Annotated in this window: 12 protein-coding genes and 2 pseudogenes; 11 read left to right on the forward strand and 3 right to left on the reverse strand. The window is 64.7% G+C overall.

Features of this window, described 5'->3' with window-relative positions:
* Positions 1-49: 49 nt before the first annotated feature.
* The 7 genes and pseudogenes from HYN69_RS21965 to radC all read left to right on the forward strand — a co-directional run bounded on the left by HYN69_RS21965 (position 50) and on the right by radC (position 8,097).
* Positions 50-1,761: pseudogene (locus HYN69_RS21965) on the forward strand (heparinase II/III family protein).
* Positions 1,762-1,788: 27 nt separating this feature from the next.
* Positions 1,789-3,375, forward strand: a complete 1,587-nt coding sequence (purH, locus tag HYN69_RS16620) for a bifunctional phosphoribosylaminoimidazolecarboxamide formyltransferase/IMP cyclohydrolase (protein ID WP_108436725.1) — start codon at positions 1,789-1,791, stop codon at positions 3,373-3,375.
* A gap of 13 nt (positions 3,376-3,388) precedes the next feature.
* Positions 3,389-3,901 carry a signal peptidase II gene (gene lspA / locus HYN69_RS16625; RefSeq protein ID WP_108436726.1) on the forward strand — a complete coding sequence of 171 codons (513 nt, stop codon included), beginning with the start codon at positions 3,389-3,391 and terminating at the stop codon, positions 3,899-3,901.
* An 86-nt stretch (positions 3,902-3,987) separates the two neighbouring features.
* Positions 3,988-4,524: a DUF3035 domain-containing protein gene (locus tag HYN69_RS16630; protein WP_108436727.1), complete on the forward strand. Its 537-nt coding sequence runs from the start codon at positions 3,988-3,990 to the stop codon at positions 4,522-4,524.
* Between the two features lie 85 nt (positions 4,525-4,609).
* Entirely contained in the window at positions 4,610-5,956 is a 1,347-nt protein-coding gene (locus HYN69_RS16635) for a M16 family metallopeptidase (protein ID WP_108437279.1), read from the forward strand.
* A gap of 5 nt (positions 5,957-5,961) precedes the next feature.
* Positions 5,962-7,272 (forward strand): M16 family metallopeptidase, encoded by a 1,311-nt coding sequence (locus HYN69_RS16640; protein WP_407925261.1) that lies wholly within the window; start codon positions 5,962-5,964, stop codon positions 7,270-7,272.
* A gap of 72 nt (positions 7,273-7,344) precedes the next feature.
* The gene (gene radC / locus HYN69_RS16645; RefSeq protein ID WP_108436729.1) at positions 7,345-8,097 is read left to right on the forward strand and encodes a RadC family protein; all 753 of its coding nucleotides are present in this window, start codon (positions 7,345-7,347) and stop codon (positions 8,095-8,097) included.
* Here the strand turns inward: radC and HYN69_RS21760 are convergent.
* The 3 genes from HYN69_RS21760 to secA form a co-directional block, all read right to left on the reverse strand.
* The gene (locus HYN69_RS21760; RefSeq protein WP_108436730.1) at positions 8,069-9,562 is read right to left on the reverse strand and encodes an OmpA family protein; all 1,494 of its coding nucleotides are present in this window, start codon (positions 9,560-9,562) and stop codon (positions 8,069-8,071) included. The two genes, radC and HYN69_RS21760, sit on opposite strands and share 29 nt — an antisense overlap.
* An 11-nt stretch (positions 9,563-9,573) precedes the next feature.
* Entirely contained in the window at positions 9,574-10,428 is an 855-nt protein-coding gene (locus tag HYN69_RS16655) for a hypothetical protein (RefSeq protein ID WP_159082509.1), read from the reverse strand.
* Between the two features lie 147 nt (positions 10,429-10,575).
* Complete coding sequence (secA, locus tag HYN69_RS16660; RefSeq protein ID WP_108436732.1) at positions 10,576-13,299, reverse strand: preprotein translocase subunit SecA; 2,724 nt, start codon at positions 13,297-13,299, stop codon at positions 10,576-10,578.
* Between the two features lie 186 nt (positions 13,300-13,485).
* Here secA and HYN69_RS16665 point away from each other — a divergent pair, with 186 nt between their 5' ends.
* The 4 genes and pseudogenes from HYN69_RS16665 to HYN69_RS21025 all read left to right on the forward strand — a co-directional run bounded on the left by HYN69_RS16665 (position 13,486) and on the right by HYN69_RS21025 (position 16,400).
* The gene (locus HYN69_RS16665; RefSeq protein WP_108436733.1) at positions 13,486-14,337 is read left to right on the forward strand and encodes a foldase protein PrsA; all 852 of its coding nucleotides are present in this window, start codon (positions 13,486-13,488) and stop codon (positions 14,335-14,337) included.
* Between the two features lie 24 nt (positions 14,338-14,361).
* A pseudogene (gene argJ / locus HYN69_RS16670) lies at positions 14,362-15,695 on the forward strand (bifunctional glutamate N-acetyltransferase/amino-acid acetyltransferase ArgJ).
* Positions 15,696-15,780: 85 nt separating this feature from the next.
* Entirely contained in the window at positions 15,781-16,179 is a 399-nt protein-coding gene (locus tag HYN69_RS16675; RefSeq protein WP_108436734.1) for a (deoxy)nucleoside triphosphate pyrophosphohydrolase, read from the forward strand.
* Positions 16,180-16,259: 80 nt separating this feature from the next.
* A complete protein-coding gene (locus tag HYN69_RS21025; protein ID WP_174213634.1) occupies positions 16,260-16,400 on the forward strand; it encodes a hypothetical protein in 141 nt (46 codons plus the stop codon).
* Positions 16,401-16,436 lie beyond the last annotated feature (36 nt).

Raw genomic sequence — 16,436 nt, forward strand, 5'->3', positions numbered from 1 at the left:
TCAGGGACTCGGGGGTTCAACAATCCGGGCCGAACGGGGCAAGAACGGGATGGCAGGCGCTTTGTGGCAAGGGCTGGAAAACCGTTACGCGCTGTGGCAGGCGCGGCGGGTTCGGGTGGCGACAGGCTTCGCCTCGCAGCCCGAACCGCATTCGATCGGGCATTTCGCACGCGGGCGGCAGTTGATCGCCGGAAATTTTCAGTTTGCCGGGCAGCTGGTCGAAGCCAAGGGCAAATCCATCTGGGATGTCGCTGCCGCGTCAGGCACCGCCTTTCAGGCCGAGGTACAGGGCTTTGGCTGGCTCGATGATCTGGCCGCCGTGGGCGACACCGCCGCCCGCAAGCGCGCGCAGGATTGGACGTTCCAGTGGATCGCAGCGCACAGACGCAGCCAAGCCGCCGGATGGACGCCCGATCTGACGGGGCGGCGGGTCATCCGCTGGGTGAACCACGCCTTCCTTTTGCTGCAAGGTCAGGATCGCGCCGGCTCTGAAGCCTATTTCCGCGCCCTGACGGTGCAGGTCGCCTACCTCGCGCGGCAATGGAAACGCGCAGCCCCCGGCCTTGCACGGTTCGAGGCGCTGACCGGCCTGATCGTGGCGGGCCTCGCGCTCGAAGGCATGCAAGGGCAGGTCGCGTCCGCAGTGACCGAACTGGCAAGGGACTGCCAGCGCGAGGTTGATGCCGAAGGCGGTATCGCCACGCGCAACCCCGAAGAATTGCTCGAGGTTTTCACGCTTCTCAACTGGGCGGAAATCGCCCTGTCCGAGGCGGGGCGCGGCGTGCCTGCCCAGTTGACTGCCGCAATCGCGCGGATCGCGCCGACCTTGCGCGCCCTGCGCCATGCCGATGGCGGTCTGGCGCGGTTTCATGGTGGCGGGCGCGGCCTTGAAGGGCGGCTCGATACGGCATTGGCCAATGCAGGGGTAAAGGCCGCTCCGGGGCCGGGCCTTGCGATGGGCTTTGCACGGCTGTCGGCAGGGCGGACATCGGTGGTGGTCGACTCGGCCCCCCGGCGGGCGGGCGGGCGGGGCTTTCGGCGCATGCCTCGACCCTCGCGTTCGAGATGACATCGGGCCGCCGTCCGGTCGTGGTTAACTGCGGGTCGGGTCGCCCCTTTGGCGCGGAATGGGAGTTGGCGGGGCGGGCGACCGCGTCACACAGCACGCTGGCGCTTGATGGCGCCTCATCCTCGCGCATCGGGCGCGACGGGCGCGATCTGGTCGAACGCGCGGGTGTCACGCAGGCGCAAATGGCCCATGACGGCGCGGGGCATCACCTGTCGGTGGCCCATACCGGCTGGTCGGCCACGCATGGGCTGATGCATGGGCGCGTGCTGACGCTCGACCCGCTCGGGCGCAGGCTGACCGGCACCGACACGCTCGAATGCGTGACCCCGGGGGAAAGAAAGCGCCTGTTGCAAGTGCTGGGCTCTGCCCCAGATGGCGTGGGCTTTGCCCTGCGCTTCCACCTGCACCCCGATGTCGACGCCTCGATCGATCTGGGCGGCACGGCGGTTTCGCTCGCGCTGAAGTCCGGCGAAATCTGGGTGTTCCGGCACGACGGGCGCACAAAATTGTCGCTCGAGCCTTCGGTGCATCTGGAAAAAGGGCGTCTGCAACCACGTCCTGCGCGGCAAATCGTGCTTTCGGGCCATGCAAGCGGTTTCGAGACGCGGATCGGCTGGACCTTGGCCAAGGCACAGGATACTCCGCTGGCCATCCGCGATCTGGACCGCGACGATATGCCGGTTCCGGTTTGAACACTGTCGTATCTGGGGGCCTGACTGATGCCGAACCTTGTTCCGATTGGCCGCGCGCTGATTTCCGTCTCCGACAAAAGCGGCCTCCTCGATCTGGCACGGGCGCTTGCGGCGCGCGGGGTCGAGCTTATCTCGACCGGCGGGACCAGCGGCATGCTGCGGACGGCGGGCCTGACAGTGCGCGACGTGGCCGAAGTGACCGGCTTTCCCGAAATGATGGACGGGCGGGTCAAGACCCTGCACCCCAACGTGCACGGCGCGCTTCTGGCCCTGCGCGACGATGACGAACACCTGCTCGCCATGGCCGCGCATGGCATCGAACCGATCGACCTTCTGATCGTCAACCTCTACCCCTTCGAGGAAACCGTGGCCAAAGGCGCCGACCACGCCACCTGCATCGAGAACATCGATATTGGCGGCCCCGCGATGATCCGCGCCGCATCGAAGAACCATAAATTCGTGACCGTGCTGACCGACCCCGCCGATTATCAGGGCCTGCTCGACCAGTTGGCCGCGCATGACGGTGCGACAACCATGGCCTTCCGCCAAAAGATGGCGCTTGCCGCTTACGGCAAGACCGCCGCCTATGACACTGCCGTATCGAACTGGCTTGCGGGCGAGATTGCCGAAAAGACCCCGCGCCACCGTTCGTTTGCCGGAAAACTCGCCCAAGGGCTGCGCTACGGCGAAAACCCGCATCAGGGCGCGGCTTTCTACACCGACGGATCGAAACGCGAGGGCGTGGCGACTGCAAAGCAGTGGCAGGGCAAGGAACTGTCCTACAACAACATCAACGACACCGACGCCGCCTTTGAACTGGTGGCCGAATTCGCCGGAGACGCCCCGGCCTGCGCCATCATCAAACACGCCAACCCCTGCGGCGTGGCCGTGGGCACGACGCTGGCCGAAGCCTACCTGCGCGCCTATGACTGCGACCGCACCAGCGCCTTTGGTGGCATCGTGGCGCTGAACCAACCGCTCGACGCCGCAACCGCCGAAAAGATCGTCGAGATTTTCACCGAGGTCGTGATCGCTCCGGGTGCCAGTGACGAAGCGCGCGCCATCTTTGCCGCCAAGAAGAACCTGCGCCTTCTTACCACCGCAGGCCTGCCCGATGCGCGGTCGCAAGGCTTGGCCTTCAAGCAGGTCGCGGGCGGCTTTCTAGTGCAGGACCGCGATGCTGGCGTGCTTTCCACCCGCGACCTGCGCGTGGTGACCAAGCGCGCCCCGACCGATGCCGAAATGGCCGACATGCTTTTCGCGTGGAAAGTCGCCAAACATGTCAAATCCAATGCCATCATCTACGTCAAAAACGGCGCGACCGTCGGCGTGGGCGCAGGCCAGATGAGCCGGATCGACTCGACCCGAATCGCCGCCCGCAAATCGCAAGATATGGCGGAAGCCTTGGGCCTGCCCGCCCCCCTTACCCAAGGCTCGGTCGTCGCCTCTGACGCCTTCTTCCCCTTTGCCGACGGATTGGTTGCAGCCGCCGAAGCCGGCGCCACGGCGATCATCCAGCCCGGCGGCAGCATGCGCGACGACGAGGTGATCGCCGCCGCCGATGCGGCAGGGCTGGCGATGGTGTTCACCGGAATGCGGCATTTCCGGCATTGAAAGGGTAACGGGCATGCGTTTGGCAGCTTTGGTTGCAGGCGGAATTTTCCTGCTGGATCAGGCGACGAAACTGGCCGTCGTCCAGGGCCTGAACCTGATCGAACGGGGCGGCATCGACGTGCTGCCGCCCTATCTGACGTTCCGCATGGCGTGGAACCGTGGCATCAACTTTGGCCTCTTCGCGCATGATGCCGATGTGATGCGCTGGGTGCTGATCGCCGTGTCACTGGCGATCTCGGCCTGGGTCTGGATCTGGGTGCGCCGCGAAGGCGCCACCCGCTGGGCGCAAATCTCGGCTGGCGTGCTGATCGGCGGCGCGCTTGGCAACGTGATCGACCGCGTGGTCTACGGCGCAGTGGCCGATTTCCTGAACATGTCCTGCTGCGGTTTCGAAAACCCCTATGCGTTCAACGTGGCAGACATCGCAGTTTTCGCGGGCGCCTTCGGGCTGGTGCTGTTTTCCGGCGACCAAGGCCCCGACCGCAAGGCCAAGCGCAGCAAGCTGCGGGAAAAGCTCCGCAAATAGCCTGTGTTCAGGCCAAGGCGGAAAGACCCGTGACGCGGGGGATACGATAGGCTAAGACGGGGCGACAAGGTTCGACGGAGGCGGTAATGCAGGCAGCACGGGGGGTTCTCATGGTCGCAATGGCGGCTGTGCTGACGCTTGCGGCCTGCGGCCGGGGCGACAAGGCCCCGTCGCTGATGAACGTACGGTCGACCTCGCAGGGACCGGACGAATTCGCGATCCTGCCGCCCAAGCCTCTTACATTGCCGACCGATCTGGCCGCCTTGCCCGAACCTACGCCCGGCGGGCCCAACCTGACCGACCCCACACCCGAAGCCGACGCGATTGCGGCACTCGGCGGCACGCTGCGCCCCGCAGGCGGGGTTCCAGCCTCCGATGGTGGCCTGACATCCTACGCCGCCCGCTTCGGCATCGCCTCCGACATCCGCCAGACACTTGCGGGCGAAGACCTCGAATGGCGCAGAGACAACAACGGGCGCATCCTCGAACGTCTGCTCAACGTGAACGTCTATTACAAAGCCTATGCCGACATGTCGCTCGACCAGCAGGCCGAGCTGTGGCGTTGGCGCCAGGCTGGCGTCCGCACGCCTTCGGCCCCGCCGCCCAAACCGGACGAGAAGTAATCGCCGGTCACAAGCGCGTAGGGGCGGGTTGAACCTGCCCGCGCCGTGGCGCACCTTTGCGGTCAAAGCACTGGAGGTTGCGTCGATGGTCAGAAGCGTCAGGTATGCGGTTGCAGCCATTTTCGGGCTTTGCGCGCAATTGCAGCCCGTCTGGGCCGAGGATGTCACCACCTTCACGCTAAAGAACGGTCTGGAAGTCGTCGTGATCGAAGATCACCGCGCCCCGGTCGTGGTGCACATGGTCTGGTATCGCGTAGGCGCAGCCGATGAACCGGCGGGCAAATCGGGCATCGCGCATTTTCTGGAACACCTGATGTTCAAGGGCACGAAAACCGTCGGTCCGGGCGAGTTTTCCGACACGGTCGAAGCGCAGGGCGGCAATGACAACGCCTTTACCAGCTGGGATTACACCGCCTATTTCCAGCGCGTCGCGGCTGACCGTCTGGGCCTGATGATGCAGCTCGAAGCCGACCGCATGCAGAACCTGCAACTGACCGACGAAGTTGTGCTGCCCGAACGTGATGTCATCATCGAAGAACGCAACCAGCGCACCGACAACAGCCCCGGCGCGCTGCTGAACGAACAGATGCGCGCAGCGCAGTATCTCTCCAGCCCCTACGGCATCCCGATCATCGGCTGGAAGCACGAGATGCAGACCCTGACGCGTCAGGATGCGCTGGCCTACTACAAAGCCCATTACGCGCCCAACAACGCGATATTGGTGGTGGCAGGCGACGTGACGCCCGATCAGGTCAAGACCTTGGCCGAACAGCACTACGGCCCCCTCCAGCCCGCACCCGGCGTGCAACCGCGCCAGCGCCCGCAAGAACCGCCGCAACTGGCCGAGCGCCGTCTGTCCTACAGCGACGAACGGGTCTCCGAACCCTATTTCACCCGCAGCTACCTTGCGCCCGAACGTGACCCCGGCGACCAGAAAACCGCAGCCGCGCTGGCCATTCTTGCAGAACTCCTCGGCGGGAGCGGCCAAACCTCGGTCCTGTCGCAAGCCCTGCAATTCGGTGACGCGCCAAAGGCGACCTATGCCACGGCGATGTATGATGGCAGCTCGCTTGATGACACCACCTTCAACCTGCTCGCCGTCCCCGTGCCCGGCGTGTCGCTTCCCGATCTGGAAGCCGAGGTTGACAAGGTCATCGCGCAATTCCTGACAGACGGGCCGGACCCCGCCGCCTTTGAACGGATCAAGACGCAAATCAGAGCCGCCGACATCTACGCCCGCGACGACAGCCAAGGTCTCGCCCAACGCTACGGCGAAGGGTTGACCACGGGCCTGACGGTCGCAGACATCGAGGCATGGCCCGATGTCCTGTCATCGGTCACCATCGACGATGTGAAAGCCGCGGCCGCGATGGTCTTTGACCGCAAGAAATCGGTAACCGGCTACCTGATGGCCGAGGAGGCTGGACAATGAGCATGATGCGATTTCTTTCGGTCATTTCAATCGCCCTCGCCTTGGCGGCACCGGCCCGCGCCGCCGTCGACATTCAGGAAGTCACCTCGCCCGGCGGCATCAAGGCTTGGCTGGTCACAGACCCGAACATCCCCTTCACCGCGCTGGAAGTGCGCTTCCGCGGCGGCAGCAGCGTCGAGTCGCCCGACAAGCGCGGTGCCGTCAACCTGATGACCGCGCTGATCGAAGAAGGCACCGGCGACATGGACTCGGTCGGTTTCGCCCAAGCCCGCGACAGTCTGGCGGCGTCCTTCTCGTTTTCCTCCGATGCCGACAGCGTGGCCGTCTCGGCCCAGTTCCTGACCGAAAACCGCGACAAGGCGGTCGATCTTTTGCGCCAGGCCATCACCGCCCCACGCTTTGACGCCGACGCCATCGAACGGGTGCGCGGACAGGTGCTATCGAACCTGCGCTCCAGCGCCAAAGACCCCGGCGACATGGCAGGCAAGGCCTTCAACGCAATGGCCTTTGGCGACCACCCCTATGCCACATCGCCCCAAGGCACCGAGGAAAGCGTAAAATCTCTGACCCGCGACGATCTGGTCGCCGCCCATCAGGCCACCATTGCCCGCGACCGGATCTTCGTTGCAGCCGCAGGCGACATTTCCGCCGCCGATCTGGGCGCGATGCTCGACACGCTGTTCGGCGCCCTGCCCGAAACCGGCGCGCCCCTACCCGGTCGCGCCCCGTTCAACCTGACCGGCGGCACCACCGTGATCGACTACCCCGGCCCGCAATCGGTGGTGCTTTGGGGCGAACAGGGCATCAAGCGCGACCATCCCGATTTCTTCGCCGCCAGCATCCTCAACGAAATCCTCGGCGGCTCGCGCTTCTCGGCCCGCCTCATGTCGGAAGTGCGCGAAAAGCGCGGGCTGACCTATGGCATCGGCACCTCGCTTTCGGCCTACGACCAAGCCGAATTGCTCGCCGGCCAGTCCAACATCCCCAACGCCAAGGTCAAAGACGCGGTCGAGGTGATCAAGGCCGAATGGGCAAAGCTGGCCGAACAGGGCATCACCGCCGAGGAATTGCAGGCCACCAAAACCTATCTGACCGGCGCCTACCCCCTGCGGTTTGACGGCAACGGCCCGCTTGCGACGATCATGGTGAACATGCAGCTTATCGGCCTGCCCGCCGATTACCCCAAGACCCGCAACGACAAGGTGAACGCGGTCACGCTCGAAGACACCAACCGCGTGGCGAAAGAGCTGTTCCGCCCCGAAAACCTGCGCTTCGTGATCGTGGGCGAACCCGAGGGCGTTTCCTCAACCGACTGACCACGCCCCTGCCGTCACACCAGACGGCAGGGCGTTAACCTTTCCTCAACCATCCCCTGCCACGCTTCACGCATGGCACATGGTTTCAACGATTCCCTTCCCCTGTTTACCGACGCCGACGAAGCGGCGGCCGTCCCCCTGCCCGACCGCTTGCCCAGCTATATCGCCGATCACCGCAAACGCCTGCGGGCGCGTTTCATGGAAGGCGGGGCCAATGCGGTTGCGGAATACGAACTCCTTGAACTCATCCTGTTTCGCGCAATCCCGCGACAGGATGTCAAACCCCTCGCCCATCTCCTTTTGCAAACCTTTGGCGATCTTGCCCGCACCATCGCCGCCCCGATCCCGCAGTTGCAGCGGGTCAAGGGTGTGGGCGAAGCCGTCATCTTAGAGCTCAAACTGATCGAGGCCGCCTCGCAGCGCATGGCGCGGTCGCGGGTGATGCAGCGGCCGGTCCTGTCGTCATGGGCGGCCTTGCTCGACTATTGCCACACCGTCATGGCGCACCGCGAAACCGAACAATTCCGCATCCTGTTCCTCGATCGCAAGAACGTGCTGATCGCCGACGAAGAACAGGCCAAGGGCACCGTCGACCACGTCCCCGTCTACCCGCGCGAGGTGGTCAAACGTGCGCTCGAACTCAACGCCTCGGCGCTGATCCTCGTGCACAACCACCCCTCGGGCGACCCCACGCCGTCGCAATCCGACATCGACATGACCGACCAGATCCGCCACGCCTGCAGCGCATTGGGCCTGACCCTGCACGACCATCTGATCATCGGCAAAAGCGCCGAGGTCAGTTTCCGCGCAGCAGGCCACCTGTAAGCGCAGGCTGCACCCACAATTCCACCCGCCGGTTCAACCGCCGCCCCGCCGCCGTTTCGTCGCAGGCCATCGGCATCGCCTCGCCGAACGCCAGCACCTCGGGCAGCGTCACCTCGGGCGCAGCCAGCGCCAGCGCATCGCGCACCGCCTTTGCGCGTTCGTCAGACAGCGCCAGATTGGCCGCAGCCGCCCCCGACCCGTCGGAAAAACCCGCCAGCACCAGCGTCTCGCCCCTGAACAGCCCCGCCTCCAGCATCCGCGCCAGATCGGTCAGGTTCTCTTGCGATGCCGCCTCCAGCGTCGAAGACCCGTCCTCGAAACGGAACGTCAGCGACACCCGTTCCGCCCCGTCCATCGCCGCCACCAACCGCTTCAGATCGGGAAGCGAGGTTTCCTCACCCGCCCCCGCAATCGCATTCATCAGCCGCAAACCATCGGCCATCAACGTCTGCCGCTCGACCCCGCGATCCACATAACCCGCCCGCGCAATCGCCGCCTGCGCCTCGGGCAGGGCCAGAAACTCCAGAAATTCCCGCGCCATCAGCGGTAACCGCCGCCGTGGCGTCAGCAGGTTCAACGGCAGCGTCAGCGGATAATCCTCGGCCTTGACGGCAAGCGGCGAAGGCACCAGCGGAAAGCCGCAACTGTCGGTCAGGGTGATGACCTTGGCCTTACCCGCCGCCTTGCGCGTGGTGACCGCAATGCCCCACGGGTCGCGCGCGACCGCCGTGGCGAGTTCCGCCAGATCGCCATGCGCCTCGCCCAAGGCAACCGCCCGCCCCAACCGGCCCGCCAGCGCATCGGCGATGCTGCCCGCCTTTAGCCCGTGCAGCACCAGCGGCATGTCCGGCCCGCCAATCTGCGCCCAGTTCGTCACCTCGCCCGCCAGCACCCGCGCCAGATCGACCGACGCGATCTTGCCCACCGGATTGCCCTTGCCCACCACCGGCACCAGCGCATCCAGCGCCAGCACCCGCGCCCCGAAATCCGGCGCAGTCCCCGCCGAAAGCACCAGTTCCGCCCGCCCCGCAGCCAGATCGGCCAAGGCCGCCTCCGGCGGCGCGGGCGCAAAGGACACCTCGGCCAGCACCTGCCGCTTGCCGCGCTCGACCAGCCGCGTCACCGCCCCGTCCGCCACAACATCCAAACCGCGCGATGCCGCGAATGCCGCCACCAGCGGGGCGACCAGCGCCGCGCCCGCCTCGGCCTCGCCCACGATACGCACCTCGGCCCTGGGGGCTGTCAGGTCAGGACAGGCCGGCCCGTCGCACAGCACGCCCTGCCCGTCGACGGTCAGCAACCCGTATGACGTATCGATGCGGTAAAACTCGCCGTCCCAGCCCTGCAAGGTGCCGACCAATGCCAAGCCGCCATCGCGCGCCGTCAGGGTGACATCCTGCGCCTGCACCATACCTGCAAAGGCGCAAGCGACCAGAATCGCAGCGCCACCCCCCCGTAAATCCATAAACCCTCGCGCTATTCGGCGGCGGCGAGTGTCATGTCCGGCAAGGGATTGTTCAAGACCACAAAACCACCCATCGCATCGCATTCGGGCATGGCCAGCGTCAGATCACTCGATTGCACCGCGCCGCCTGCCGAAAACAGCGTCTCGCCCAGCAGCTCGCGCCCGCAGGTCGTATCGGATACTTCGGCCTCGATCGAAACCCGCGCCGTTTCAGGATCGGGAAAGGTGTAAACCTCGGCCAGCAAGGCAGGCTTGGATGCCGGATCACCCAGTGCCAGAACCCCGCCATTCGCGGCAGTCCGGTGGCCGGCGTCGCCGTAATCGGCTTTGCCCTCGAACCCGTTCAAGGCAAAGCGGTCGGCCTCTTGCCACTGGACGGCAAAGCGCCGCAGCCCGGCCAGTTCCGGCACAACCGCCGCTGCATCCAGCGCCGTTCCATCGTCGAACCGAGCCTCGACCGCACCCGCGATATCCAGCGCAGGCAGTGTCGCAAAAAGCGACCCCGTTGCAAGCGTCTGCATCGAAACCGCCAAGCCGCCATGCCGCAGCACAACCCGCGCGTTGGCCTGACAGGGCGCAAGCAGCGTGACGCCAAGCATCGCGCCCTCTTCGGCGAAAACCTCAAGGCTCATGGCGCAAGGATCGGCCATCGATGCGGCCTGCGTTTCAGCCTGCGCTTCGGCGATCTCGGCCACAGGGGCCTGCCAGACCTGCGCCGGTGTGCCCGCCGCCACGCGCAATGGCACAACCTGCGCCACCACCTTCGGCTCGGTCGGCGCAGACCCACCACCCGAAAGCATCTGCCCCGCAGAAATGGCCAGAACGACGCCGCCCAAGCCCAATGCAATCATACGCTTGCGGTCCATGCCGCTGCCCTCGCTAAAGACGTTCCGCGCAGACTGTGCCACCGGAACGCGCCTGCCTCATGGCCGCTCTGCGGCACATCCAAGGCATCGGCGCATGAAAAAACCCCCGCAGCCTGCGCCACGGGGGTCATGTCATTCAGGCCGCGATCAGACCGCCGTCTGTCCGTGGCAGTGCTTGAAGCGTTCACCCGATCCGCAAGGGCAGGGATCGTTGCGCGACGGGTTGCCCCATGTTGCAGGGTCCGCCTCGTCGAACCCTGCCAAACGCGCTGCCGGAGCCGGAGCGACATCTGCCGCAGCGGGTGCCTCGGCAGCCACAACCACGGGAGCCGGAGCCGCCGCCCGCTGCTGCGCCACGATCTGCGCCATCATCGCATCCTGCTCGGCCTGCGTCATCGGGCGGATCTGCGACAGCTTCTGCGTCACATCCTGCCGCAGCCCGTTCAGCATCGATTCGAACAGCGCGAACCCTTCGGTCTTGTATTCCGCCAGCGGATCACGCTGGGCATAACCGCGGAAGCCCACGACCGAACGCAGATGCTCCAGCGTCAACAGATGCTCGCGCCACTTGCCGTCGATGGTCTGCAACAGCACCTGCTTTTCGATGTTCCGCATCGTCTCGGGCCCGAAACCGGCCAGCTTTTCGGCCATCATGGCATCCGACTGCGCGACGATCCGGTCCCGCATCGCTTCCTGATCCACACCTTCTTCCGCCACCCAATCGGTGATCGGCAGATCGAGGTTCAGCTTTTCCATCACCGCCTTCTTCAGCCCCGGCCCGTCCCACTGGTCGGAATAGGTTTTCGGCGGCATGTAGAAATCGACCACATCCTCGATCACCTGCAAGCGCATGTCGGCGGCGATCTCGCCGATATCCTCGGCCTGCATGATATCCAGCCGCTGGGCGAAAATCGCCTTGCGCTGGTCGTTCATCACATCGTCGAACTTCAGCAATTGCTTGCGGATGTCGAAGTTTCGGCCTTCCACTTTGGCCTGCGCGCGTTCCAGAGATTTGTTCACCCACGGGTGGATGATCGCCTCGCCTTCCTTCATGCCCAGCTTCGACAGCACGGCATCCAGCCGTTCCGACCCGAAGATCCGCATCAGGTCATCTTCCAGCGACAGGAAGAAACTCGACCGTCCCGGGTCGCCCTGACGGCCCGAACGGCCGCGCAACTGGTTGTCGATGCGGCGGCTTTCGTGCCGCTCTGTCGCCAGCACGAACAGACCGCCTACCGCGACGACGGCGGCCTTTTCGTCGGCATGTTCCGCTTCGATCTTGGCGCGCACCTCGTCGGGGTGCAGATGCGGATCGGCGGCGATCGCCTCCAGCACCTTCATCTCGACGTTGCCGCCAAGCTGGATGTCGGTCCCGCGTCCGGCCATGTTGGTGGCAATCGTCACCGCGCCCAGCTTGCCCGCTTCGGAAACGATCTTGGCTTCCTGCTCGTGATGCCGCGCGTTCAGCACGTTATGCGGCACGCCCGCATCGGTCAGCAGCTTGGACAGATGTTCCGATTTCTCGATGCTCGTCGTGCCCACCAGAAGCGGCTGCCCCTTGGCATGGGCTTCCTTGATGCTGGCCACCACGCCTTCGTATTTCTCGCGCGCAGTGCGGTAAACCTTGTCATCCTCGTCCACACGCGCCACGGAGCGGTTGGTCGGAACCTCGACGACGCCAAGCTTGTAGATTTCGGCGAATTCCTCGGCTTCGGTCTGCGCGGTTCCGGTCATGCCGGCCAGCTTGTCGTAAAGCCGGAAATAGTTCTGAAACGTCACCTGCGCCAGCGTCACGTTCTCGGGCTGGATCTGCACCTGCTCCTTTGCTTCGATCGCCTGATGCAAGCCGTCCGACAGGCGGCGACCCTTCATCATGCGCCCCGTAAATTCGTCGATCAGCATCACCTCGCCGTCGCGCACGATATAATGCTGGTCACGGTGGAACAGCTTATGCGCCTTTAGCGCCTGCGTCATGTGATGCACCAAGGTGGTGCTTTCCGGGTCGTAAAGCGATTGCCCCTCGGGCAGCAGGCCCGACGCCGACAGGATCTGTTCGATCAGCTCGTTGCCATCCTCGGTATAGGTGACGTTGCGGGTCTTTTCATCCAAGCTGAAATGTTCTGGCCCAAGCTGCGGGATCAGCCCGTCGACCTTCATGTAAAGCTCGCTGCGGTCTGTCGACGGCCCCGAGATGATCAGCGGCGTCCGCGCCTCGTCGATCAGGATAGAGTCGACCTCGTCGACGATGGCATAGTAATGCCCGCGCTGCGCCATGTCTTCGATGGTCGATTTCATGTTGTCGCGCAGGTAGTCGAAACCCAACTCGTTGTTGGTGGCATAGGTGATATCGCAACGGTAAGCCGCGCGCTTCTCGGCCTCGCCCTGATAGGGATAGACCACCCCGCAGGTCATTCCCAAGGCGGCGTAAACCTTGCCCATCCAGTCGGCATCGCGCTTGGCCAGATAGTCGTTCACCGTGACGACATGCACGCCCTTGCCCGCCAAAGCGTTCAGATAGACCGGGAAGGTCGCCATCAGCGTCTTGCCCTCGCCCGTCTTCATCTCGGCGATGTTGCCCTGATGCAGGAATATTCCCGCCTTCAGCTGCACGTCGAAGGCACGCAGGCCAAGCGCCCGCTTCGCCGCCTCGCGGCAGTTGGCAAAGGCTTCGGGCAACAGGTCGTCAAGGCTTTCGCCCTTTTCAACCCGCGCCTTGAACTCGGCCGTCTTGGCCTTGATACCATCGTCGCTCAGCGCCGCGAACTCCGGCTCCAGCGCGTTGATCCGTGCCACGATCGGACGAACCGACTTTACCTTGCGGTCATTGGGCGTGCCAAAGACCTTCCGCGCGAGCGTTCCGAGACCCAGCATGTTTTCTCCGCTTGGTCGTTGCTGACATGAACGTGTGGCGCTCCGGCCTTGCCCGCCCCCGATGCCTTGCCTAGAAGGACCGGGTGGACCCGGCCGGACCCGCCGCACGCGACCCTCGCGAAATAAGGGACAGGCCGGGCTTAGTCAACGCCGCGCAAGCCCGCGGCACGATCAGGAGAAGGTGAGATGGCGAAACATACCGGTTTTTGGGCGGGCCTTACGCTCGCACTAGTCGCGTCCCTGCCGCTTGCAGCGCAGGATGCCCCCACGGCCGACACCGTCGTCGCCACCGTAAACGGCGAAGCCATCACCTTGGGCGAATTGATCGTCCTGCGTGAAAAGCTTCCCGCCCAATATCAGCAGCTTCCCGATGACGTGCTGTTCAAGGGCCTGATCGATCAGGCAGTCCAGCAAATGGCCCTCGAGCAATCGGTCGCCGACACCAAATCGAAGCGCGACGAGCTTTGGCTGGAAACCGACGCCCGCGGTTACATGGCAGGCAAAGCACTGGAAGCGGTGGTAAAAACCGCCGTCACCCCCGAAGCCCTGCAAGCCGCCTATGACGCGAAATACACCGCAGCCCCCGACGCGACCGAATATTCCGCCGCTCACATCCTCGTCGCAGACGAGGCAAAGGCCAAGGAACTCAAGGCCCAGATCGACGGCGGCGCCGATTTTGCCGAACTCGCCAAAGCCAATTCCTCCGACACCGGATCGGCCGTCAACGGTGGCGATCTCGGCTGGTTCGGCACCGGCATGATGGTCAAACCCTTCGAGGATGCGGTCGTCGCACTGAAAGCCGGCGAAGTCTCCGCCCCCGTCAAATCCGATTTCGGCTGGCACATCATCAAGCTGAACGAAACCCGCGTCGCCGCCAAGCCGACCTTGGAAGCCGTCACGCAAGAGTTGCAAGCCGAACTCGAACAAAAGGCCGTCGCCGCCCATATCGAAAAGCTGACCGCCGAGGCCAAGATCGAAAAGCCCGGCGAAGGGCTTGACCCCGCCCTGATGCGTGACGCAACTCTCTTCGACAAGTGATCTGACAAAACAGGGGGGCGGGCCATGGCCAAGACCGATTGGAAATCCGAAGCAAAAGCGCTCAGGAAAAAGGTCAAGGGCCTCAAATCCCGCCTCCCCGACCAAACCGGACAGACCAAAGCGGCAAAACCCGTGTCGCCCCTCGCCCCCAAGGGCGGCTTTCCGTCCCTGCCCCGCATCGCCGGCGTCGAATTCGCAGCGGTCGAGGCAGGCGTGCGCTACCAGAACCGCAAGGACGTGATGCTGATCCGCCTCGCCCCCGGCACCACCGTGGCAGGCGCCTTCACCCGCTCATCCACCCGCTCGGGCTGCGTGCGCGACTGTCAGGCCAAACTGGAAGCCAAAGTGCCCGCAGGCGCAGGTGCGGCCATCATCGTCAACTCCGGCAACTCCAACGCCTTCACCGGCAAAGCGGGAGACGAAGCCGTTGCCGCCGTCACCCAAGGCGTCGCGGACGCGCTGAACATCCCCGTCACCCGCGTCTTCTCCTCCTCGACCGGCGTGATCGGCGAACCCCTCCCCTACGACCGCATCACCGCCAAAATCCCCGACCTCGTCGCCGACCTGCGCGATGATGCCATCGACATGGCCGCCCAGGCGATGATGACCACCGACACCTTCCCCAAGGGCGCCGCCGCCACCGTGCAAGGGATCGGCGGCCCGATCCACATCGCAGGCATCGCCAAAGGCTCGGGCATGATCGCCCCCGACATGGCCACCATGCTCGTCTACATCTTCACCGACGCCAAACTGCCGCAACCCGCCCTGCAAAAACTCCTGTCGCGCAACGTCGACGCCACCTTCAATTCCATCACCGTCGACAGCGACACCTCCACCTCCGACACGCTGATCCTTAGCGCCACTGGCCAATCCGCCGCCGCCGAACCCAAGGGCGCGACCCTCAAAGCCTTCGAGACCGCGCTTCACGGCGTCATGCGCGACCTTGCCCTCCAGGTCATCCGCGACGGCGAAGGTGCCACAAAACTCGTCGAAATCCGCGTCACGGGGGCCGAGTCGGACGCAGACGCCGCGCGCGTCGCCTTCTCCATCGCCAACTCCCCCTCGTGAAAACCGCCATCGCAGGCCAAGATCCGAACTGGGGCCGCATCGTCGCCGCCATCGGCAAATCCGGCGCCACCGCCGATCGCGACCGCCTGTCGATCCGCTTCGGCGATATCCTCGTCGCGCAGAATGGCTGGCGTAACCCGAAGTACCGCGAAGAAGACGGCGCGACCTACATGCTGCAAGACGAACTCGTCATCGCGGTCGACCTCGGCCTCGGCCGCGCCAAACGCTCGGTCTGGACCTGCGACCTGACCAACCGCTACATCGAGATCAACGCCGATTACCGCTCCTGACTCTTCCCGCATTTTCTGTCCTCAAATATCCCACGGGGGGTCCGGGGGGTGTGAAACCCCCCGGCTTTTCAACAGGCACCGCGCAATGAAAACCGTCCTCGTCTCTGCCGTGGCCCTGATCGATGCCGATGGCCGCGTGCTTCTCGCCCAACGCCCCGAGGGCAAATCCCTCGCGGGCCTGTGGGAATTTCCCGGCGGCAAGGTCGAACCGGGCGAAACCCCCGAAGCCGCCCTGATCCGCGAACTGCACGAAGAACTCGGCATCGACACATGGCAAAGCTGCCTCGCGCCGCTAACCTTCGCCTCGCATACCTACGAGACTTTCCACCTTCTCATGCCGCTCTTTGCCTGTCGCCGCTGGCAAGGCACCCCCCACGGGGCCGAGGGGCAAAACCTCGCATGGGTGCGCCCCAACGCGCTGCGCGACTATCCCATGCCGCCCGCCGACCTTCCGCTGATACCAATCTTGCGTGATTGGCTCTGATTGCGACAGATTTGTGTTGGCAAGTCTGAACCGCTGATCTAGCTTTTACCAGCAAACGCCAATTCTGGGGGGAGTCCGGCATGCTCAGAACAATCACCGTGGGAAGCTGCGTGTCCATCCAAGGCATCGTGGTCAAGCAACTTACCGATGGCAAACTCGTCGTGCGCGTCGACCAGAACACATTCGTCGGCCATCCGGTCGCACAAGTCCGCGCCTCCTGACAGCGTAGGGTGCGCGCTTGGCGCGCACCCCTGCCG

The sequence above is a fragment of the Gemmobacter aquarius genome, from assembly GCF_003060865.1.
Classification (GTDB): Bacteria; Pseudomonadota; Alphaproteobacteria; order Rhodobacterales; family Rhodobacteraceae; genus Paragemmobacter; species Paragemmobacter aquarius.